The 21392-nt window shown below is 42.0% G+C and carries 29 protein-coding genes; 18 read left to right on the top strand and 11 right to left on the bottom strand.

Going from position 1 to position 21392, the window contains the following annotated elements; translation table 11 throughout:
• Positions 1-40 precede the first annotated feature (40 nt).
• From ACFFGT_RS23720 to ACFFGT_RS23710, 3 genes are read left to right on the top strand one after another with little or no spacing between them, the layout of a single operon-like run.
• Positions 41-1138 carry a Nif3-like dinuclear metal center hexameric protein gene (locus ACFFGT_RS23720; protein ID WP_377024997.1) on the top strand — a complete coding sequence of 366 codons (1098 nt, stop codon included), beginning with the start codon at positions 41-43 and terminating at the stop codon, positions 1136-1138.
• Positions 1138-1881, top strand: a complete 744-nt coding sequence (locus ACFFGT_RS23715; protein WP_243484745.1) for a zinc ribbon domain-containing protein — start codon at positions 1138-1140, stop codon at positions 1879-1881. Before ACFFGT_RS23720 ends, ACFFGT_RS23715 begins: the two co-directional genes overlap by 1 nt.
• The gene (locus ACFFGT_RS23710) at positions 1847-2356 is read left to right on the top strand and encodes a ribosomal maturation YjgA family protein (protein WP_377024996.1); all 510 of its coding nucleotides are present in this window, start codon (positions 1847-1849) and stop codon (positions 2354-2356) included. Before ACFFGT_RS23715 ends, ACFFGT_RS23710 begins: the two co-directional genes overlap by 35 nt.
• On the opposite strand, the gene ACFFGT_RS23705 is transcribed toward ACFFGT_RS23710, so the two are convergent.
• From ACFFGT_RS23705 to ACFFGT_RS23675, 7 genes are read right to left on the bottom strand one after another with little or no spacing between them, the layout of a single operon-like run.
• Positions 2353-2724, bottom strand: a complete 372-nt coding sequence (locus ACFFGT_RS23705) for a type II toxin-antitoxin system VapC family toxin (protein WP_377024995.1) — start codon at positions 2722-2724, stop codon at positions 2353-2355. The genes ACFFGT_RS23710 and ACFFGT_RS23705 overlap by 4 nt on opposite strands.
• Positions 2699-2884, bottom strand: coding sequence for a hypothetical protein (locus ACFFGT_RS23700; protein WP_377024994.1), 186 nt, complete (start codon positions 2882-2884; stop codon positions 2699-2701). The genes ACFFGT_RS23705 and ACFFGT_RS23700 overlap by 26 nt, the downstream gene beginning before the upstream one ends.
• Positions 2885-2930: 46 nt before the next feature.
• Positions 2931-4001 (bottom strand): PA0069 family radical SAM protein, encoded by a 1071-nt coding sequence (locus tag ACFFGT_RS23695; protein ID WP_377024993.1) that lies wholly within the window; start codon positions 3999-4001, stop codon positions 2931-2933.
• Between the two features lie 29 nt (positions 4002-4030).
• Complete coding sequence (locus tag ACFFGT_RS23690) at positions 4031-4672, bottom strand: response regulator transcription factor (protein WP_377024992.1); 642 nt, start codon at positions 4670-4672, stop codon at positions 4031-4033.
• Positions 4638-5468 (bottom strand): sensor histidine kinase, encoded by an 831-nt coding sequence (locus ACFFGT_RS23685; RefSeq protein WP_377024991.1) that lies wholly within the window; start codon positions 5466-5468, stop codon positions 4638-4640. The genes ACFFGT_RS23690 and ACFFGT_RS23685 overlap by 35 nt, the downstream gene beginning before the upstream one ends.
• The gene (locus ACFFGT_RS23680; RefSeq protein ID WP_377024990.1) at positions 5429-6088 is read right to left on the bottom strand and encodes a hypothetical protein; all 660 of its coding nucleotides are present in this window, start codon (positions 6086-6088) and stop codon (positions 5429-5431) included. The genes ACFFGT_RS23685 and ACFFGT_RS23680 overlap by 40 nt, the downstream gene beginning before the upstream one ends.
• A gap of 53 nt (positions 6089-6141) precedes the next feature.
• Positions 6142-6513 carry a hypothetical protein gene (locus ACFFGT_RS23675; protein ID WP_377024989.1) on the bottom strand — a complete coding sequence of 124 codons (372 nt, stop codon included), beginning with the start codon at positions 6511-6513 and terminating at the stop codon, positions 6142-6144.
• A 151-nt stretch (positions 6514-6664) separates the two neighbouring features.
• Here ACFFGT_RS23675 and ACFFGT_RS23670 point away from each other — a divergent pair, with 151 nt between their 5' ends.
• Both ACFFGT_RS23670 and ACFFGT_RS23665 read left to right on the top strand, forming a co-directional pair.
• Positions 6665-7009 carry a hypothetical protein gene (locus tag ACFFGT_RS23670; RefSeq protein WP_377024988.1) on the top strand — a complete coding sequence of 115 codons (345 nt, stop codon included), beginning with the start codon at positions 6665-6667 and terminating at the stop codon, positions 7007-7009.
• A gap of 59 nt (positions 7010-7068) precedes the next feature.
• On the top strand, positions 7069-7749 hold the full coding sequence (locus tag ACFFGT_RS23665) for a hypothetical protein (protein ID WP_512700658.1): 681 nt from the start codon (positions 7069-7071) through the stop codon (positions 7747-7749).
• Between the two features lie 96 nt (positions 7750-7845).
• Here ACFFGT_RS23665 and ACFFGT_RS23660 read toward each other — a convergent pair whose 3' ends face one another.
• From ACFFGT_RS23660 to rsfS, 3 genes are all read right to left on the bottom strand, one after another.
• Positions 7846-8484, bottom strand: coding sequence for a LutC/YkgG family protein (locus tag ACFFGT_RS23660; protein ID WP_377024987.1), 639 nt, complete (start codon positions 8482-8484; stop codon positions 7846-7848).
• Between the two features lie 56 nt (positions 8485-8540).
• Positions 8541-10655, bottom strand: a complete 2115-nt coding sequence (gene ftsH / locus ACFFGT_RS23655) for an ATP-dependent zinc metalloprotease FtsH (protein ID WP_377024986.1) — start codon at positions 10653-10655, stop codon at positions 8541-8543.
• A gap of 90 nt (positions 10656-10745) precedes the next feature.
• Entirely contained in the window at positions 10746-11120 is a 375-nt protein-coding gene (gene rsfS / locus ACFFGT_RS23650) for a ribosome silencing factor (protein WP_110586341.1), read from the bottom strand.
• 47 nt (positions 11121-11167) lie between these two features.
• Here rsfS and ACFFGT_RS23645 point away from each other — a divergent pair, with 47 nt between their 5' ends.
• From ACFFGT_RS23645 to pfkA, 4 genes are all read left to right on the top strand, one after another.
• Entirely contained in the window at positions 11168-11941 is a 774-nt protein-coding gene (locus tag ACFFGT_RS23645; RefSeq protein WP_377024985.1) for a biotin--[acetyl-CoA-carboxylase] ligase, read from the top strand.
• A 19-nt stretch (positions 11942-11960) separates the two neighbouring features.
• Complete coding sequence (locus ACFFGT_RS23640) at positions 11961-12413, top strand: protein-disulfide reductase DsbD domain-containing protein (RefSeq protein WP_377024984.1); 453 nt, start codon at positions 11961-11963, stop codon at positions 12411-12413.
• 23 nt (positions 12414-12436) lie between these two features.
• Complete coding sequence (locus ACFFGT_RS23635; protein ID WP_377024983.1) at positions 12437-14194, top strand: protein-disulfide reductase DsbD family protein; 1758 nt, start codon at positions 12437-12439, stop codon at positions 14192-14194.
• A 144-nt stretch (positions 14195-14338) separates the two neighbouring features.
• The gene (gene pfkA, locus ACFFGT_RS23630; protein ID WP_377024982.1) at positions 14339-15316 is read left to right on the top strand and encodes a 6-phosphofructokinase; all 978 of its coding nucleotides are present in this window, start codon (positions 14339-14341) and stop codon (positions 15314-15316) included.
• Between the two features lie 78 nt (positions 15317-15394).
• On the opposite strand, the gene ACFFGT_RS23625 is transcribed toward pfkA, so the two are convergent.
• Entirely contained in the window at positions 15395-15931 is a 537-nt protein-coding gene (locus ACFFGT_RS23625) for a 5' nucleotidase, NT5C type (protein ID WP_377024981.1), read from the bottom strand.
• Between the two features lie 231 nt (positions 15932-16162).
• Here ACFFGT_RS23625 and ACFFGT_RS23620 point away from each other — a divergent pair, with 231 nt between their 5' ends.
• The 9 genes from ACFFGT_RS23620 (at position 16163) to trmD (ending at position 21222) form a co-directional block, all read left to right on the top strand.
• Complete coding sequence (locus tag ACFFGT_RS23620) at positions 16163-16684, top strand: 30S ribosomal protein S16 (protein ID WP_377024980.1); 522 nt, start codon at positions 16163-16165, stop codon at positions 16682-16684.
• A 119-nt stretch (positions 16685-16803) separates the two neighbouring features.
• The gene (gene rimM / locus ACFFGT_RS23615; RefSeq protein ID WP_377024979.1) at positions 16804-17331 is read left to right on the top strand and encodes a ribosome maturation factor RimM; all 528 of its coding nucleotides are present in this window, start codon (positions 16804-16806) and stop codon (positions 17329-17331) included.
• 160 nt (positions 17332-17491) lie between these two features.
• A complete protein-coding gene (locus ACFFGT_RS23610) occupies positions 17492-17962 on the top strand; it encodes a hypothetical protein (protein ID WP_377024978.1) in 471 nt (156 codons plus the stop codon).
• A complete protein-coding gene (locus tag ACFFGT_RS23605; protein WP_377024977.1) occupies positions 17959-18396 on the top strand; it encodes a hypothetical protein in 438 nt (145 codons plus the stop codon). Before ACFFGT_RS23610 ends, ACFFGT_RS23605 begins: the two co-directional genes overlap by 4 nt.
• A complete protein-coding gene (locus tag ACFFGT_RS23600; protein WP_377024976.1) occupies positions 18393-18593 on the top strand; it encodes a helix-turn-helix transcriptional regulator in 201 nt (66 codons plus the stop codon). Before ACFFGT_RS23605 ends, ACFFGT_RS23600 begins: the two co-directional genes overlap by 4 nt.
• Before the next feature lie 16 nt (positions 18594-18609).
• Complete coding sequence (locus ACFFGT_RS23595; RefSeq protein WP_377024975.1) at positions 18610-18999, top strand: VOC family protein; 390 nt, start codon at positions 18610-18612, stop codon at positions 18997-18999.
• A 155-nt stretch (positions 19000-19154) separates the two neighbouring features.
• Positions 19155-19526 carry a VOC family protein gene (locus tag ACFFGT_RS23590; RefSeq protein WP_377024974.1) on the top strand — a complete coding sequence of 124 codons (372 nt, stop codon included), beginning with the start codon at positions 19155-19157 and terminating at the stop codon, positions 19524-19526.
• Between the two features lie 70 nt (positions 19527-19596).
• Positions 19597-20463: a hypothetical protein gene (locus tag ACFFGT_RS23585; protein WP_377024973.1), complete on the top strand. Its 867-nt coding sequence runs from the start codon at positions 19597-19599 to the stop codon at positions 20461-20463.
• Between the two features lie 75 nt (positions 20464-20538).
• On the top strand, positions 20539-21222 hold the full coding sequence (gene trmD / locus ACFFGT_RS23580) for a tRNA (guanosine(37)-N1)-methyltransferase TrmD (protein ID WP_377024972.1): 684 nt from the start codon (positions 20539-20541) through the stop codon (positions 21220-21222).
• Positions 21223-21392 lie beyond the last annotated feature (170 nt).

Here is a 21392-nt window from a genome sequence, read left to right as displayed (position 1 = left end):
TTAAGAACGATTTATTTAATAGATTAGCTTAATTGTATATATGAAATTATCTGCACTAACAGCTTACCTTGAAAGCCTTGCGCCACTTAATTACCAGGAAGATTATGATAACTCCGGCCTGATAGTTGGCAACCCCGAGCAGGAGATAAGCCAGGCGCTCATCTCACTTGATTGTACCGAGGCTGTGGTTGATGAAGCTATTGCTACAGGTTGCCAGGTGATCATATCGCACCATCCCATAGTTTTTAAAGGGCTCAAAAAATTCAATAGCAAAACTTATGTGGAGCGCGTGGTTGAAAAAGCTATCCGCAAAGGGGTTGCCATATACGCCATTCACACCAATCTGGATAGTATCATGACTGGTGTTAACGCCCGCATTTGCGAAACTTTGGGTTTAAAAAACAATCGCATATTGTTACCTAAGCATAACCTGATCAAAAAGCTGGTTACCTATGTACCCTTAAGCCATGCTGATGCCGTGCGTGATGCTTTGTTTGCGGCAGGAGCGGGCACCATAGGCAATTACAGCGAAACCAGCTTTAATGCCGAAGGTACAGGAACATTTAAGGGCAATGACGCAGCTAACCCTTATGTGGGCGAAGTTGGTAAACGCCACAAGGAAAACGAGGTGCGTATTGAAACCGTGTACCCGGCCAACATGGAAAGCAAGATCCTGATGGCCCTGATACTGGCGCACCCTTATGAAGAAGTTGCATACGATCTTTACAATTTAACCAACCAGCACCAGCAGGTAGGCTCGGGCATGATAGGTGAGCTGGAAATGCCCCTTAACGAAGAAAGCTTCCTGTTTCATGTAAAGGATAAGATGCGCACACACGTGATCAGGCATACTAAATTAATAGGCAAACACGTTAAAAAAGTAGCTGTTTGCGGTGGTTCGGGAGGCTTTTTGCTGAAGCATGCCATAGCCGCCGGGGCCGATGTTTTTATCACAGCCGATTACAAGTATCATGAGTTTTTTGATGCCGAAGGAAAGATAGTTATTGCAGATATCGGACACTTTGAAAGTGAACAATTTACGCAGCAATTATTGTATGAAATAATTAGAAAAAAATTCCCTATCTTTGCCGTCCGTTTAACAGAAGTAAATACAAACCCCGTCAAATATTTTATTTAATGGAACAAACCGTAGAACAAAAGCTTAAAGCTTTATACGAGCTACAAACTATCCACACCAAGATTGACAGGATCCGCCAGGTAAGGGGCGAATTGCCAATGGAAGTTGCCGACCTTGAGGACGATGTTGCAGGCCTTGAAACCCGCATACAAAAGATCAAAGGTGAACTTGACGATGTGGAAGATGATATAGTTACCCGTAAAAACCTGATCAAAGAAGCTCAGGCAAACATCAAAAAATACGAAGGCCAGCTTAACGAGGTTAAAAACAACCGCGAATATGATGCTATCTCAAAAGAAATTGAGATCCAGGGCTTAGATATACAGGTGAGCGAAAAGAAGATCCGCGAATACGGCTTCGAAATCACCAACAAAACACAGGTTTACGAAAAAGCACTTGCCGACCTGGAAGCCCGTCAGGCCGACCTTGATGCCAAGAAAGAAGAATTAGGCACCATTACTGCTGAAACTGAAAAAGAAGAAACCGAATTGAACGCACAGGCTGCAAAAGCAACCCAAAACATTGAAGAGCGTTTGTTAACTGCTTATACCCGTCTGCGTCAAAACGCTAAAAACGGCCTGGCAGTAGTAACTATCCAGCGTGATTCATGCTCTGGCTGTTTTAACCAGATCCCGCCTCAGCGCCAGTCAGACATCCGTCAGCGTAAAAAGATCATCGTTTGCGAACATTGCGGACGGATTCTTGTTGATGAGCAAATGGCTTTGGAAGCTGAAGAAGCATAAGCAACCACTTATAAAGTTAAATATATCAAAGGCACCCGATGGGTGCCTTTTTTGTTGCATTTATTTAACCGATATTTATTCCATGCCTAAGTCACGTCCTGTATACTTTGCACTTGTCATTATAACCATCATCCTCGGTCTGTTATCTCGCCATTTCAAATCCATCCCATTATTTATAGGTGATATTTTATGGGCAACCATGGTTTACTTTATTATGCGGTTCCTCTTTATCAGTAAGCCCGTCAAGTTCAATGTTATTGCAGCCTTGTTGTTTTGCTTCGCAATAGAGTTTAGCCAGCTTTACAAAGCGCCGTGGATAAATGATCTGAGGCATACTTTATTTGGCAGGTTAGTTTTAGGCGAGGGCTTTTTGTGGAGCGATTTGTTGTGTTATGTTATTGGGCTGGGAATGGGTGTTGAGATTGAAAGGCTATCCTTCAAACACAAAAAACAAAACCGAGTAAATCGGCTCTAAACCTCGTAGGCTATCAACTTCAAATTATTCACAGTCTTAAACTGTTTATCCGAAGTTATAAAAGGAAGATTAAAAGAAATCGCGGTAGCAGCTATTATAGCATCAGGAAGTTTTAAATTATATTTCCTTTTGATTTCAATACATTTATCCTTAAGATGATTGTTCATCGGAATTATTGAACAGTCATCCAACAAATTGAGAATTTCTTTTTCTTCCTTTTCCGTCAAATCTTTAAACCCGAGTAATTCAAGTTCTGTTATAAAGGAAATAAAGATGTTTTTACCATTTAATATTTCTGCTATAGTATCATTTCCATCAAGCAAATACAACAGGATATTTGTATCAACTAATATCTCTTTCCCACTCATTCCGTAGTTTATTTTGAATGGCCAAAGGATTTTCCTTCAAAGCAAGCTTTCCATTGTACTTTTTAGCATTAAAGCCCCCTGTAACAGGTTCCTTATAAAGTACGCTTTCAATCGCCTCTATATCTTTTTTGGATGCACCCTTTTTTAATACCAATACCATATTAATCCTTTCATAACAAATTTAACAAATTTTATACATATTCTCCTCAAAACATACTCGTCTGCTTACCTTTCCTCGGCACAAATAAACTATAATCATATTCCGGCATTTGCCTGTCGGCCATAAAGCGTTTACAGGCCATCCTGAACATCTGGTGAATGGACTCGGCTATTTTACCATCACCGCTCATCCGGCGACCGTAATCGCTGTCGTTTAGCTTACCATCATGCGTGGAGCGGATCATGTTCAGCACTTTTTCGGCACGATCGGGAAAAGCTTTGTAAATCCAGTCGCTGAAAATCTCGGCTATGCTGCCGTTCAGGCGTACCATGGTAAATCCCGCAGCTAAGGCGCCTCTATCGGCCGCTGCTTTGATGATATTGGGCACTTCATTGCTGTTTAACCCCGGAATAATAGGCGCCGCCATTACCCGCACCGGAATGCCCCTTTCAGATAATTTTTGTACTACTGACAGCCTGCCTGTTGCCGTTACCGTACGTGGCTCCAGCTTTTGCCTTAATTGTTCGTTAAGGGAGGTAATAGATACATTCACATGCACCAGGTTCAGTTTGGCCATATCGGCAAGCAGATCGATATCCCGCAAGATAACATTGTTTTTGGTGATGATACTTACCGGGTTCTTATATTTCCAGAACACCTCCAGCAGGCCCTGCGTTATTTTCAGGCTGCGCTCAATAGGCTGGTAACAATCCGTATTGCCCGAGAGCATAATGCAAACCGGCTTGTAATTTTTTTTGTTGAAATATTGCTCAAGCAGTTCGGGGGCATTGGGTTTGATGATAATCTTCCGCTCAAAATCAAGCCCGGCGCTAAAGCCATAATATTCATGACTATTGCGGGCGTAACAGTAAATGCAGCCATGCTCGCAACCCTGGTAAGGATTAATCGAGTACATATGGCTCAAATCGGGGCTGTTTGATTCACTTACTATTTTTTTTGGTGTTTCTTCAAAAAGCTGCGTGTTGGAATTTTCAAGCAGGGGCTCGTCAATACCCTCGATATGATCAAGTACATACTTGTTTTTCAGGAACTTATTGTGCGTATTTACCTGTGCACCCCGCCCCTTAAAAAAATCCGGATTTTCCTCATTTGACATTGAACAAATTTGCTAAATTAATTAGCAAATTACAATTCAATCAATTTATTTTTTATGCTGTATAAAACCAGTCCCACGCGGCTTTTGATCTGGAGTTTTTCAAAAAGCTGGTCGCGGTAACTATCAACGGTGCGTACGCTGATATTCATGGTTTCGGCAATTTCTTTGTACGTAAGCTCGGTGCCGGTAAGGCGAAGGAACTCTATTTCGCGTGGGTTAAGCTTGATGTTCTCTAACTTACTGTTAAAGTTGGTGATCAGATGGCGGGTTACAAACTCAGGATAGTAAAGTTCCCCTTGCGAAACCTTCAAAAGGGCCTCTTCAACTTCATAGGGTTCCGAATCTTTAAGCAGGTAGCCTTTCACGCCCATTTTTACCATGAGCAGCACCTTTTCGGCATCCTCAAACATGGATAATATGATGATCCTTACACCTGGATGCTTAGCCCTGAGCACCTGTGCAGCTTCAACGCCGTCCATAACAGGCATACTGATATCCAGCAATATTATATCAGGAACAATACCACTGCTTATAGTATTTACCAGTTCCTGCCCGTTTGCGGCCTCAAATAATATATTGTATCTTTTAAAATTGGTAACAAGAGCAGCCATACCACTCCTGAAGAGTCTGTGGTCGTCAACTAAGGCTATTTGAATGGGTTCCTTTAGCATAAATTTGTTGTACCAGGGGATTGAACGACAATTTTATCTGGCAACCCTTACCAGGCGAGCTGGTAATAATTACGTCCGCGCCTACTAAAGCTGCCCTGTTTTCAATGTTCCGCAATCCCGAACCGCCCTTATTATCAACCTTTTCGGTATTGAAACCAGCACCATCATCTTCGATGAGCAAATTAAACATTTGTGCAGTATAATACAAACTGATTTTAAGGTTAGCTGCTTTAGCGTATTTCAGGGTATTATTCACTGCCTCCTGAAATATCCTGAATATCACCAGCTCACGCTGCTCACCCAACCTGTATACATCGCCTTCAACATCAAAAATAACGTTGATAATACCACTCCGGGTTAAGCGATCTGTTTCGGTTTCAAGGGTTTTTATAAGCCCCTGTGAGCTGATATGTTCAAAACTCATGCTTTTGGAAAGATGCCTTAAATCATTAATGGTTTGCGAAACCAGTTCACGGTTTTCATTTACCCGTGCTTTTTTTTCATCATCGAGGCTATTGTTGAGCAAGCCAAGGTTCAATTTCACAAATGATAAAACCTGGGTAATATTGTCGTGGATCTCGCGGCTTATATCATTAAGCGTTTGCTCCTGGATCTCTATCTGGGTTTTAAGCATCTCCTGCTTAAATGAGGCTTTGAGGTGTTCTTTTTCAAGCAGGTTTTTATTTTGCTTTTTTTGATACATGAGCATAAAGCCGATGATAAATACACCAAGCAGCAACATGAGTGCTGTACCCGCTATGATAACGAGGATAACCTGTTCTTCCTGAAAGAGCATATAAAGGCAAATGATAATAAGAAATTCAACGCAAACGTTGTTAGGTTAAGCAGTGTTGCAGCTATCAGATAAAAATGATAATTATTTCGGTATACCATATAGCTGAACAATGAATAAAAAAATGTTGTGGTCACATAATTAAAAAATATCCCCGTTAACGCCAAAAACGGAGGATGTGTTATCAGTTCGATATACTCATCGCTGTCGTTATTCAAAAGGCGATAATAATAATTACAGACCATCCATATCAGGAACAGGTTTTGGATAACTGTAGCTGCAGTTGCCCTTTTCCAAATGCCTTGTATGAACAATATATCAAGTATCGATAGTAATATAATTACTCCTGCACCAATATAAACTTTCTTCCGTTTCTCCGGCCGCTCATCAAATCCCTGTATAAACCTGGTATAAAAAGCAAACAGCAGGATATCTTCAATATTATTACACCAGGCGTTTGAATGGTAAATATTTATCCAGCCAAAAATGTTTACAAAGTCGTAAACAACAAGAAAACTTAATAAGGCTAACAACGACTTAAAGTTCCTGTCGAGCGACCGGTATGTAAAAAGGCAGCAAACAAAAGCCACCACATCCATTACATAATAAAAATCCTCCAGCATGAATGCTAAAATAATACATATACTTCAGCATTCATGCAACAGGTTAATTTATTCTATGACTGGCACATTGGCGGGCATTCCCTTGTGCTTCGCAAGGCGGCAAGCCCGCTTACTGCCAGGTTTGCAACATCATCTGACTGTATTGCATCTACATGCTGATCCACGCCTTTACCTGCCACGGTACCAACAATAGCAACCGATGTTTGATGCGGAGCATTGCCATGATCGGCATCATGCACACCGAAGTGCAACCTTACGCCGGTTGCATCAGAAGGCAGATTGCTGATAAATTCTTTCAACTTATCAAGCGGGATCCAGGTAGACTCCGTGTCGTTAACACCGTGATGATCGTCAATAATTGTTTTACGGGTACTTTTGTACCGTTCTACCATTTCCCTGGCGGTTTTTAAGTCAATAGGTTCCATATAATTTCGGGGTACTTAAATTAAGTCCCCAAACTAATCAAATAATATAAAACAACCTATCCGTTATTTCACTGTTTTGCACCCCGTTTAAACACGGTAAAAGTATCCATCAACGTGCAACACAATACATGGTATTATATGTTAAAAAGCCATGCGTAAGTTTCTACAAAAGCTGTTAACAAAGCCTGTGGCGCGGCTGGCCGACAGGTTATCTTCCCGGCCCGATAAAAAAAGGGTAAATACAGCATTAAGCCGCTTATATAAAAATCTGTTAACCGGCTCCGGCAAAAAAGGCTTGGTGATACCTTTCGATGCAGAAAATGATAAATTCATCATCCTGTCCGATCAGCACAAAGGGGCGCGGGACGATATGGATATATTACCCTTGCCGAGAAAAACTATCTTGCCGCCCTTGATTATTACCAGAAGCAGCAGTTTTTCTACATCAATCTGGGGGATAGTGAAGAGCTTTGGGAAAACCTGTTCATCACCATAAAACGGCATAACAAAGCCACCTTTGAAAGCGAGAAGCAATTCATAACCCGTAAAATGTTCATGAAAATTTTCGGCAACCATGACCTGTACTGGGATAATGATCCCTTAGCCATGGCCGGCTTAAAGCAAATTTATGATGAGGTAATTAAAATATACGAGGGAGCAGTTTTACAAACCAAAATCAATGGCAAGCCTTTAAATATCTTTATGACGCACGGCCACCAGGGCGATTTGCAAAGCGACGGCAACTGGTTCAGCAAATGGTTTGTATCTGATATCTGGGCCCCCTTCCAGGCTTATTTAAAGATCAATCCCAATACACCGGCCAACAACGACCTGCTCAAAACCGATCATAACCGAATTATGTACGAATGGAGCTCGAAACAAAAAAACATGCTGCTTATAACCGGGCACACACATCAACCGGTTTTCAGATCGTTAACCCATCTCGAAAAGCTATACAACGATATAGCTAAAGCAAAGAAAGCCGGAGATGATAATCTGGCTGATGAACTAAGCAAACAGATTGTGAACAGGCAAACCAAAGGCGATGCAGCACCCGACTTCAGCACTTCAGACCCAAGTTATTTTAACAGCGGCTGCTGCTGTTTTGACGATGGCGATATCACAGGCATTGAAATAGCCGATGGCCAGATCCGCCTGATCAAATGGGAATACAACAATCTAAAGCAAAGTGAAAGGATAATACTGGAAGAATGTAAGTTGGAAGAGGTGTTTTGAGGAGGTGAAAGGCGAAAGGCGAAAGGTAGCAAACTAAAACAAAATCCCGTAAATCCTATAATCCCAAAAATCCAGGTTCAGAAAAAAAATCAGCGGTCACCCTTCCAGCATAAAAACAAAAAGCTCTTTAGGGCCATGAGCACCTAATACCAATGTTTTTTCGATGTCGGCGGTACGGCTGGGGCCTGTTACGGTGCTGATCATGGATGGCAGCTGGTTGCCGTACTTAGCTTTGATGAGTTTAAAACCATCTTTCAAATCCATAACCATTTGTGAGGTATAAGCCAGTACAATGTGCACCGATGGATAAATGCTTAACCTGCGGCCTGCCATGTTTCCGTTGGAGAGCAAAATGCTGCCGTTACGGGCAATTAAAGCCTCGCATAGCGTAAAGCCTACTTCGGCCTGTTCAAAATCTTTATCGGTTTCATAGTGGGGATATTCAAACTGGTTCAGGATCTCCTGCAGCTTTGGCTCCCAGCAATAAATTTTGTGCCATTTACGCTCTTCGGCAAGGGTAAGCAGGTTTTCGATAAACTGCAGCTCATCTTCACAAAAAATAAACTGACCGGATACATTGGTAAACTGCTCGGCGAAGATCACCTCCGGCATTTCTTCTGTCGGGGGATAAAGTGGCAGGTCTTCCAGCTGAGGGTATGGGTTATCCCTTTTCTCCAAAAGTGCCTTCCTTATTTTTTTAAGCAGTTTTTCTTTTGATGTGGTGATATCCCTCATGGCTAAAAAAGAAAAGCCACCAGCTTTGCCGGTGGCTTTATATTATAATTAAAAAATTAAAGTTTCGGATCTTCGCTATCTACTCTCGAAAGTTCAGGATTAGTAAGCGTTTCAGGAATGGCGTTGTTATCCACATCGGGGTTTAACGCGGCCTCGCCGTTTACAAACTTATCATAAGTTGTACGCTCATCAAACGGACGCTTGCCCAATATCTCTTCCAAATCACTTTGGAACAATACCTCTTTTTCCAGCAGCTTTTGAGCTATGCTCTCCAAGCCTTCGCGTTTTTCATTTAGCAGTACTTTAGTTTTTTGATAAACCTCATCAACTAATTTACGAACCTCGTTGTCAATCATTTCGGCAGTAGTGTCAGAGTACGGTTTGTTAAACTGGTACTCGCCCTGCGGATCATAGAATGAAACGTTACCAACGTTACCGTTCATACCATAGATTTTTGTCATGGCGTAAGCAAGTTTGGTAATACGCTCTAAGTCGCTCAATGCACCGGTAGAGATCCTGCCAAAAACAATGTCCTCGGCAACCCGGCCACCCATTGATACACTCATTTCATCAAGCAATTGCTCGGTGGTATATAAAAACTGCTCTTTTGGCAGATATTGAGCATAACCCAATGCAGCCACACCACGCGGAACAATAGATACTTTAACCAAGGGATCGGCATGTTCCAGGAACCAGCCTGCAATAGCGTGGCCGGCTTCGTGGTAAGCAACAATGCGTTTTTCTTCGGGAGAGATGATCTTATTTTTCTTTTCCAAACCGCCAATTACACGGTCAATAGCATCCTGAAAATCGGTCATATCAACCGACTCTTTATTTTTACGGGCGGCAATCAGCGCAGCTTCGTTACAAACGTTAGCAATTTCGGCACCTGCAAAACCAGGGGTTTGTGCCGACAATTTTTTGGCATCAACACCATCAGATAATTTGATAGGTTTTAAGTGAACCTTAAAGATCTGCTCGCGACCGACCAAATCCGGTTTATCGATAGATACCTGCCTGTCGAAACGTCCCGGACGCAATAAAGCCGAATCCAGTACATCAGGACGGTTGGTAGCAGCCAATATAATGATACCTGAATCGGTACCGAAACCATCCATTTCAACCAGTAACTGGTTCAGGGTGTTTTCGCGCTCATCGTTACCACCTACTATATTGTTTTTGCCACGGGCACGGCCAATAGCGTCAATCTCATCAATAAAAATGATACAAGGAGCTTTATCCTTTGCCTGGCGGAACAAATCACGTACCCGTGATGCACCCACACCTACAAACATCTCCACAAAGTCAGATCCTGACAGCGAGAAGAAAGGTACCTGTGCTTCGCCTGCAACAGCTTTAGCCAGCAAGGTTTTACCAGTACCCGGCGAACCTACAAGCAGCGCGCCTTTAGGAATTTTACCACCCAGGTTGGTATATTTTTTAGGATTTTTAAGGAAATCCACAATCTCCATTACCTCTTGTTTGGCTTCTTCCAAACCGGCAACATCATTAAATGTAACGGTTACCTGGGCTTCCTTATCAAACAGGGTAGCTTTTGATTTACCAATGTTAAAGATCTGACCACCGGGACCACCTCCAGAGCCACCGCTCATGCGGCGCATAATAAAGATCCATACACCGGCAAACAATATCACCATGATAACGCCCTGTACCAGCCAGTTTGATAACAGGCTTTCATGGCCCTGCTCAAACTGCAATGATACTTTCTGGTCATCCGGTACATCTTTTTGAGCATCGGCGATAGATTTTTTCAGGCTCTCGTATGAGGCATCTGTAAAAGTAAACTGCGGACCGCTGTTGCTGGTACTTGTATTGAAAAAGTTTTTGTCTTTAGATACGTTACTGGCAAAATACGGTTTTGATAAACTTTGTGGTTTAATATAAACATCGGCCATAACCAGGTCGCCGCTTTTATAAGCTACGATTTTTTGAACATCATTTGTACGAAGCATGTTAGCTTCAAATTCCTGGAAAGTAACCGGTTTGCCCGATCCGCCGTTCAACAAGGCCGGGATCAGCAAAAACGCCAGGATAACAATACCATATAACCACATGATATTGAATTTAGGCGGCTTTGGTGAGGGCTTCTTGTTCACAATTTTTCGGATAGGTCTTGGATTTTCTGATTTAGAATCTTTAATATCTTTCATTTCTTTTTACGAGCTCAAACTTACAATCTATAATTTAAATTTTACGCGGTAACAGTAAGACTATGCGTTGAGCCTTTTTGTGACGGATGTTTATGCACTTTTATAATATTTAATATCTGCATCGCCCCACAAATCTTCCACACCATAAAACTCACGTTTATCGGTCCTGAAAACATGGATCACAACATCCACATAATCAAGCAGTATCCACTCGCCATACTCGAGGCCCTCTTTGCGCCAGGGCTCGGTTTGGGTGGCTTTGAAAATTTCATCCTCAATGCTATTTGCTATAGCTTTTACCTGTGTCGACGAATCAGCATGGCAGATCACGAAGTAATCTGATACCGAACTGAATATATTACGAAGGTCTAACCTGATAATATCATTGCCTTTTTTCTCCTGGATACCATGTATTGCCAGCTCTGAAATATAGGCAGATTCACTTAACACTTTGTTTTTTACCATCAAAAAGAATTAGTTTTGAACGTTTTTGAGTATAAAATTATTACACTTTGCAAAATAACATATTTTCAGGATTATTTGTTGGTCAAAATTTAGTAACAATTAAACAAGTTGATTCAACAAATAGTTTTCTTAAAAACTTACTGTCAAATTCCAAGCCAGTACCTGAAGGTACGGTCATTATGGCAGAAGAGCAATACGCAGGCCGGGGCCAGCAACAAAATACCTGGCATAGCGAACCCGGAAAAAACCTTACATTCAGCCTTTTATTAAAACCTGATTTTTTGGCCGTTGGCGATCAGTTTGATCTGAACCGCGCTGCAAGTTTAGGTGTACATGATGCCTTGCAGCCCATATTGGGCAACGGGCTAAAAATTAAATGGCCCAATGATATTTATTACGGCGACAGGAAACTTGGCGGCATGCTCATTGAAAATACAATACATAGCGGGCAGCTCAGGGACTCTGTTATTGGCATCGGTTTAAACGTAAACCAGGAAAATTTTCCTCCTGGCGCTGCAAATGCCACCTCTGTCAAACAAATCTTACAAAAGGATTATGATTTAACCCTGTTATTATCGGAAATTTGCAAGCTTATTGAAGTTTACTACCTGAAATTGAAGGCCGGCGAAATTGAATTTGTAAGGAATGCTTACTTAAGCCGACTATACTGGTTAAACGAGGTTAAAAACTTTGAGTCAAACAACGGGATTTTCAATGGCACTGTAAAAAATGTATTGCCAAACGGCTTACTGGTTATTGAAGATACTAATGGGCAGCAACTTGAGTTTAACCTTAAAGAATTGAAATTTTTAAACAAATAATAAAAACTACAAAACACAAATGAAGAAACTATTGGTATTGGTAACCGCGCTCATCATCAGCGCCGGCGCTTACGCCCAGATCGAATCGCCGGTTAGGTGGTCGTACGCGGCAAAAAAGGTAAATGAAAAAGAAGCTGTGGTATTTTTAAAAGCTACCATACAAAACGGCTGGCACATTTATTCACAAACCGTAAAAGACGGCGGCCCAATAAAAACCTCATTTGATTTTACCCCATCAAAATTATATGCTGCTGTTGGCAAAACTACCGAGCCTACGCCGATAACCAAATACGAAAAGTCATTCAGCATGAATGTAAGCTATTTTGAAAAAGAAGTGGTTTTCAGCCAAAAAATCAGTTTAAAATCGCCCAAGGCAACAGCAGTTACAGGTAAATTAACTTACATGACCTGTAATGATATGAAATGCCTGCCACCGGAAGATGTTGATTTCACTATCCCTTTAGGTAAATAATTCAGCACACCTTAACAGTAGTCATGAAATTATTAAATAAAGGTGCTTCCCTGCGTGCCGGGCTTATCGCATTAATTACCCTGATCATCCTTAACATAGCCGGAGCAAATCCGGTTTATGCTGTACAAAAGAAAGCAGCAGATACTTCGGTATCGGCGGCCGATGTTACATTTACAGAGATCCCTACTGCTGCTGATAGCTTAGCGATCAGGAAAAAGCAAGCAGATTCGGTAAAAAAGGCAGAAGCGGCAAAAGCTTCAAAAACAACTACCTCTGCTTCAAAAACAGCCGAAAAACCAAAATCACTTTGGCAAATCTTTATTGAAGGCTTGTTAGGCGGCTTCACTGCGGTAATTTTGCCTTGTATTTATCCTCTATTGCCTTTAACAGTAAGCTTTTTTACCAAAAAAAGTGGCAGCAGGAGCAAAGCTGTCATGCAATCGCTTATTTACGGTATATCAATCATTGTAATTTATGTTACGTTAGGCTTGCTGATCTCCATAATTTTCGGGTCGGATGCGCTTAATGAGCTGGCCACAAACGGCATATTTAATATTTTCTTCTTTTTACTGCTCATTGTATTTGGTATTTCCTTTTTGGGTGCCTTTGAAATTGTGCTGCCAAGCAAGCTGGCCAATAAGTTGGATGAAAATTCGGACAAAGGCGGTCTTGCGGGAATATTCTTCATGGCAGCAACGCTTGTTGTGGTTTCATTCTCTTGCACCGGTCCAATTATAGGTACGCTGCTGGTTGATGCTGCATCAAAAGGCGACCGCCTTGGCCCGGCAATGGGCATGTTCGGCTTTTCGCTGGCCTTAGCTTTACCGTTTACCATATTCGCTTTATTCCCTTCGGCACTGAAAACCCTGCCTAAATCGGGCGGGTGGTTGAACAGCGTTAAAGTTGTATTAGGTTTTCTTGAGCTGGCATTTGCATTGAAATTTTTATCAAATGTGGATCTTGCCTATCACTGGAACTGGTTTGACCGTGAAATATTTTTATCCTTATGGATAGCTATTGGTTTGATGATCGGGCTTTACCTGATTGGCAAAATCAAGTTTTCGCACGACAGTGATGTAAAATACCTTACTATTCCGCGTACCTTCCTGGCAATAATTGTATTTGCGTTTGTTATTTATATGATCCCGGGCTTGTGGGGAGCGCCATTAAAATCGATAAGCGCATTTTTACCTCCGGAGGCTACACAGGATTTCAACCTTTCAAGTATTCCGGATGGTTCAGGTTCTGCATCGGCTACACCATCGGCAGCTATACCGGCAAGCATTGGCGAACGCAAGTATGCAGAGAACTATACCCGTATTAAAACCAAAGGACTGGATGCATGGTATGATTACGACCAGGCACTGCAGGTTTCAAAAGCACTGCACAAACCGATACTAATTGACTTTACAGGCTTTAACTGTGTTAACTGCCGTAAAATGGAAGCCAATGTATGGTCGGACCCGCAGGTGTTTAGCCGCATAAAAAATGATTTTGTATTGCTGCAGCTGGTTGTTGACGACAAAGCCGAATTACCCGCAGCAGAACAGTTTGTATCAGATTACAGCGGTAAAAAGATCACAACACTTGGTGGTAAATGGAGCAATTTGGAAGCTAAGCGCTTCAACTCAAATTCGCAGCCGTTATATGTAATGCTTGATAGCGAAGGCAACTTACTTAAAGATGCTTCGGGTGCCGAAATACCAACATCACCGGCTAATTATGACATATCCAGTTACCTTAAATTTTTAGACAGCGGCATAACTGCTTACAAAAAATAGAGATCGAGTTAAAAAAATAAGTGTAAATTCGCGCAAAATTCAAATTCCGCGTTTTATTGGTTAGGCGGGGTTTAAATAACGAACAATATTTATTACCCTAATTAGTTATGAATGGGTTAGCCTGTTCATAACCAAAACAAAAAAATGACTCAGATCAAAAATATCGGCGTTTTTACTTCAGGTGGCGACGCACCGGGAATGAATGCTGCCATCAGGGCGGTGGTACGTGCCGCTATGTATTACGGAATTGAGGTTACAGGCATCCGCCGCGGTTACGATGGTATGGGCAAAGGCGAATTTGTTCCTATGAACCGTAAATCGGTTTCAAACATTATACAGCGTGGGGGCACTATACTTAAAACTGCAAGGTGCGATAATTTCAGAACGCCCGAAGGCCGTAAAATTGCTTATGAACAACTGATAAAAAACAAGGTTGATGCTTTAGTTGCCATTGGCGGCGATGGTACATTTACCGGCGCTAAAGTTTTTGGCAGCGAGTATGATATCCCGGTGGTTGGTTTACCCGGCACAATTGATAACGACCTTGTAGGTACCGATTTTACCATTGGTTATGATACTGCTATCAACACTGTTGTTGATGCTGTTGATAAGATCAGGGATACTGCCGAATCGCACGATCGTTTATTTATTGTTGAGGTAATGGGCCGCGACTCGGGCCTGATCGCTTTACGTACCGGTATTGCTACCGGCGCCGAAGCCATCCTGATCCCCGAAAGTAAAACCGGGCTCGAAGGTTTATTGAACCGCCTTGAATTTGGCCGTAAAGACAAAACATCGCGCATTGTGATTGTTGCCGAGGGCGAAGATGCCGGCGGCGCGTTTGAAGTAGGCAGGTTGGTACAGGATAAGTTCCCTAATTACGATACCAGGATTTCTATTTTAGGCCACATACAACGCGGTGGAGCACCAAGCTGTATGGACAGGGTATTGGCAAGCCGTGTTGGCGCTGCTGCCGTTGAAGCCTTAAGAGATGGGCACCGTAATGAAATGATAGGCCTCATCAATGGTGAAATTGCTTACACTCCGTTTGAGCATGCTATTAAACATCACCAGGGCATTGATCCAAACATGATTAAGCTGGTTGAAATGCTTTCCATGTAATTTCAGCTAAAACGATAAATAAAAACAGCCCTGATTTAATTTAAGTCAGGGCTGTTTTTATTTGATCAAAGATGCTGCCTACAATAATTTAGCTGCAACCTCCTGCCAGGTATTTACCCGCTCGTAATCGGTAAGCAGCATGTTATGCGGCGAGGTATATAGGATCTTCCGGCCGTTAAATGTGGTAAAGTTTTTAATGCGGTCGTCAATCATGATATCAACATCTAAAATCTTGTGCCCGCAAAAAATAATGTTTGTCCACGAGATAAAAGGGAAATGCTCCTCAAGCCAGGCCTGCTTATCCTCTAATGAGTATTTAAACTCCATAGCCGCCGATGCTATATATACATCATATTTTTCATGCAGGGCTCTCACCACTTCCTGCGCATCGGGCATTACGGGGATATCCCTGAAAAAACCGCGTTCGTTAATATAAACCCGTAAGGTTTCGCTCAAATGCGGCGGCAAAATCTCCCTGAATTCCCGGCCTTCCATATTGCCCAGGCTAATTTCTTCATTATGCCTTTCTTTATACATGCTGATGAATTTGCCAATGGTATCGGCAATAACTTCATCCATATCAATAGCTATCCGTGTTTTTCTGTTGATGCTCATGGCGGGTAAGTTCCGATTTTTTTAAATTACTGCAATGTTAAGTTTAAAAAAACAGCCCAAAACGGCAGTTTTATAGATAAAAACAACCACTCACCTAATCAACTCAATCAACCACTCACTCAAAAGATAAATAATTAATTATCAAGCATTTTAAATTTTAATAATTATTTATACCTTTGCATCCCCGCAGAAAGAACTCCGGGGATAATGTTGAATACATAAAAATTTACAATGGCAACTAAGATCAGACTACAAAGACACGGTAAAAAAGGTAAACCTTTTTATTACATCGTGGTAGCAGACTCACGCGCTCCACGTGATGGACGCTTCATTGAGCGTTTAGGTTCATACAACCCAAACACTAACCCCGCAACTATCGACATCAATTTCGACAAAACTTTAGATTGGGTTAACAACGGTGCCCAGCCTACCGATACTTGTCGTGCTATCCTTTCATACAAAGGTGTGCTGTACAAAAAACACTTACAAGGTGGTGTTAAAAAAGGTGCTTTAACCGAAGAACAACTGGAAACCAAATTTGCTGAATGGCTTGACCAGAAAGACAGCAAAATCACCGGTAAAAAAACCAGCTTAAACGTTGCTAAAGACGAAGCCCGCAAAGCTGCTTTAGCTGCTGAAGCTAAAAAGAGCGAAGAAAAAGCTGCTGCTATTGCTGCTAAAAACGCTCCTGTTGCCGAAGAAACCGAAGCTCCTGCAGAAGATGCAGCAACTGAAACTGAAAGCGCAGAATAATTTATTTGAAATCAACGTACAACAACAGGCATTTTGTCTTTGATTATTACGCTTGATTTCGTGAATCCTGATAATGGCGGAGCAAATAGCTTCGCCATTATTGTTTAACCCTATTTTACATGAAAACTGAAGATCATTTCAGGATAGGCAGCGTATTAAAAACCAAAGGCTTAAAAGGCGAGCTGCAGATATACGTTGATTTTGACGGCATTGAAAACATTAAGTTCAATGCAGTATTTATTGATATTGCCGGCAAGCTGATCCCTTATTTTGTATCGTCGATAAAATACCTGCAAAAAAACAATGCCTACCTTAACCTGGAGGATGTTGATACTATTGAAAAAGCATCGGTACTGGCTAAACGTGATATCTATCTGCCAAATAAATTAAAGCCCAAAAAGAAAAAAGCCGAATTTACATTGAATGATGTGGAAGGCTTTATCGCTATAGATGAAACACACGGCGAACTGGGCGAAATAATAGCTGTACAGGAATACCCTCAGCAATTAATAGCTACTGTGCTGTATAAAAATAAAGAAGTGCTTTTCCCGCTCAACTTGGAGATCATTAAAGGGATAGATATTGAAGGCGGCGAAATTTACATTGACCTGCCGGAAGGATTGCTGGATATTTACCTGGAAGGATAGTTTTTTTAGATACAAGAATTTAGAATAAAGAAATAAAACCCCCCAATGCCCGTGTCCCCACGGGCATTTTCCGTTACATAGAATTTCAAAAAATATTTTGTCAAATATATTTGACATTTGTAAAGTTTATTTTACTTTTGGTAAGCCAAACTTTACAATTATGAAATCACGTATCTTATTTCCGTCAAATGCCCGGTTCCTGGGGCTGTTTTTATTTTTAGCAGGAATTGCCTTTTTTATTTATTCGCAAAACAGCTCAAAAGAGATCTTTGTATGGCACAGTTTCTCAACGGGAAACAGTTTTTGGGGTGCTTCCAGAGATGAATCTTTTGATGATGAGATCCAGTTGCTTATGGTATTATCAGGCTTAATTTTATTGGCGTTTTCAAAAGAAACCGTTGAAGATGAGCATATAGTACAACTCCGGTCAGACTCATTGCAATGGGCGGTTTATGTTAACTATGCTGTTTTCGCGGTACTCATCTTCGCCTCCTATGGCATTACTTTCCTGATGTTTACTATGTATAATGTATTAACCCTGCTGGTGTTTTTCATTATCCGTTTCAGGTGGAAGATGTTTTTATTGAACAGGGGCTTAACAACAGAAGTTAAGGGGGCCATACAATCATGAAATCACGCTTTTTATTCCCGCACTGGTTCAGGTACCTGGGGCTGGCCCTTTTCCTGATCCATATCCCTATTGTGATGTTTAAAAAAGAAATGGGTTTCAGTATGCATGACGAACCCGTAAGCGACAACCTGTTTAACAGCCATCACATCTTTTTCATGACGACGACTTTACTTATGGCCGTAGGCTTGTTCTTTATCGCTTTTGCCAAAGAGCGGATAGAGGACGAACAGATTTTCAAGCTCCGCCTCGATTCGCTGCAGTGGGCTATTTACGTAAATTATATACTTTTGGTGGTGAGTTTAATATTAAGTAAAGACACCGAACATATTTTGTTTTTAAATTTATTGGTACCGCTTGTGTTTTTCATTGTACGTTTCAGGTGGAAAATTTTTCAGAACAACCGCCTCATCAATAAGGAAGAGGGGCAGGCATGAAAAATAACATCCGGGTTGAGCGCGCTATCAAGAACATCACCCAGGCCGAGCTTGCCGAGCTTATCGGGGTATCGCGGCAAACCATTAATACCATCGAAAGCAACCGGTATGTGCCATCTACCGTGCTGGCTTTAAAAATAGCCCGCGTATTTGGCAAACCAGTTGAAGAGATTTTTTCGTTAGATAACGAGGATTAACCAAACCAATATAACCATGGCAACAAAACCAAGCTTCGCACCTCAGTTAGCCATTCCGCATGGTGTAACCGATATCAGCTTTTACATTAACGCTTTAGGAGCCGTCGAGCTCAGGCGTTTCAGCAATGACGATGGCAGCATCCATGTGTCAGAACTTTCGATAGATGGCACCCTGTTCCACCTGCACGAGGAAACGGAACGAACTGCCGTACTTTGTCCCGATACAATAAAGGCCACGAGCGTAACCATCGGTCTTTTTGTGGATGATGTGCACGCGGTAATGGAACAGGCAAAACAAGCAGGTGCAAAAATAGCTTCCGAAGTAACGGACTGGGACTATGGCTACCGCCAGGGAGATTTTGTTGATCCTTTCGGGCATCGATGGATGATTGAGAAGGCGATTTAAATACAGCATTTTATAAACATGTCATTGCCGCAGCGCGGCAATCGCACGGAAGCATAGCCGCCCTGTATAGCATGCGATTGCTTCGTCGTTCCTCCTCGCAATGGCATAAATGACATAATTTTAGCACAGATTTTATCACATTAACCAATTCCCCCATGGCAAAGCAACCCACCTACGGCAACGGCAAAATATGCTATATCGAAATCCCGGCCATTGATATCAACATATCATCAAAGTTTTTTCAAACAGTTTTCAACTGGCAGATCCGCACTAATAATGAAGGTTTTGCTTCATTTGATGATGGCGTGGGCGAGGTAAGCGGCATGTGGGTAACCGGCCGCGAACCGATGGGCAAAGCCGGATTACTGATATCTATTATGGTTGATGATGCCGAAGCAACACTTAAACTAATAGAAGCCAGCGGCGGCACAATCGTTCAACCAATAGGCAAAGATTTCCCGGAGATAACAGCGCATTTTACCGATCCGGCTGGTAATTTATGGGGAATTTATCAGCACAGGGGATAAAAAAGTTCCTGTTTACTTATACCATCCTGCACATCAGTACGTTATGCGTTAACTAACCTAATCTCAATCAATGCTGTTCCCCCGCTACTTCAAAATCATCGGACTGATCCTGGCAATTCCATCATTGATATTGGGACTGATGTTTCAGTCTGCCAATTATGTTATCCCATTCCTCAATTATGGCGGAAGAAGCCGAAGCCAGATTTTTACGCCTCCCGGGGCAAATAATATGACGGACGAACTGGTCACCACAGCATTAGTACTGGGGTTGCTTTTTATTGGCTTTTATAAACAAAAAAACGAAAGCCCTGCCATTCAAAACCTCAGGCTCAAAGCCTTGTTCTGGGCCGTTTTAGTGCAAGGCTTCTTAGCTTCCACACTGTTGATCGTATTTAATTCCGGCATTTTTAAATTCGATTTTATAAGTAAATACAACAGTACTGTTTTTAACCTGATATTGAATAACAACCTGTTTATATTGCTCATCATCTTTTTATCCCGATTCTATTACCTGCTTTATGGCAACAAGGGGCAATCAAAACTACGTTACATTTCATTTCGTCCGCTCATTTTAGCAAGCCAGGTAACCGCTGTTATACTGTTCATCCTCACCCTACTCGCTTCGTTTGATATTTTGCCTATTAACCAATGGGATAAAGCAATTTTCTTTTTACCGCCAGCAATTCTTATCTGGGTTTGGTCGGGAGAGAAAACAGAAGATACAGTTATTGAAAACATCAGGCTAAAAGCAATGCTGTTAAGCGTAATTTTCAACTATAGCTTATTTGTTGTACTAACATGGGTTATTTATAGTATTGATTATCTCGCTGTATTATGTATCAGTATAGCATCAGTCCCATTAATTTTCATTCCCATTTTTTACTGGCTTAAATTCCGGCATAAACAAAGCGCGGTCCGGGCATTTTCAGCATCATAAGCTAACGAAATTACGCCAATACCTCTGCACATTTGAAATCTGCACATCTGCACATTGATTTATTATCTTTGCGCCATGCGTTTCGATATCATCTCTGTTTTGCCCGGTTTGCTTGAAAGCCCTTTTGCACATTCTATTTTGCAGCGTGCGCAAAAAAAGGGTATTTCTGAAATTGTTGTACACAACTTACGCGACTATTCTACCCAAAAGCAAAAAAGCGTTGACGATTATCCTTACGGCGGCGGCAGTGGCATGGTGATGACCATCCCACCGTTTGCGGCATGCATCGAAAAATTAAAATCAGAGCGCGATTATGACGAGATCATTTTCATGTCGCCCGATGGCGAAACGCTGAACCAGGCTATCGCCAACCAACTTTCTATCAAAAAAAATATCATTATCCTTTGCGGTCATTATAAAGGCATCGATCAGCGCATCAGGGACATTTATGTTACCCGCGAGATCTCGATAGGCGATTATGTACTTTCGGGCGGAGAACTGCCCGCAGCTGTACTGGTTGATGCCGTAGTGAGGCTCATCCCCGGTGTACTGAGCGATGAAACATCGGCCCTGTCCGATTCCTTCCAGGACGACCTGCTGGATGCCCCGGTTTATACCCGCCCGGCCGACTGGAACGGGCACAAGGTACCCGAGATCCTTTTGAGCGGCAATACCCCCGAAATAGAAAAATGGCGGCACGAGCAGGCGATAGAGCGTACAAGGACACGCCGGCCAGATTTGCTGAATAGGGGCGAGTAGTTAGTTTTAAGGTGGATAAACGATGGCTTGGTAATATTTAGGAGCAGGGGACAGCGCGATTCCCTCCCCTGGGAGGGTGTAGGGAGGGGTTTCTTCGATATACTTAATTGTATAAAAAGTTGTATAAACCCCTCCCTGCTATCACACTTGTCAACCGCACCCCTCCCCAA

This window comes from Mucilaginibacter angelicae (genome assembly GCF_042434235.1).
Lineage (GTDB): Bacteria > Bacteroidota > Bacteroidia > Sphingobacteriales > Sphingobacteriaceae > Mucilaginibacter > Mucilaginibacter angelicae.
The sequence above is the reverse complement of the archived record's forward strand: the minus strand, read 5'-3'. Positions and strand labels throughout refer to the sequence as shown.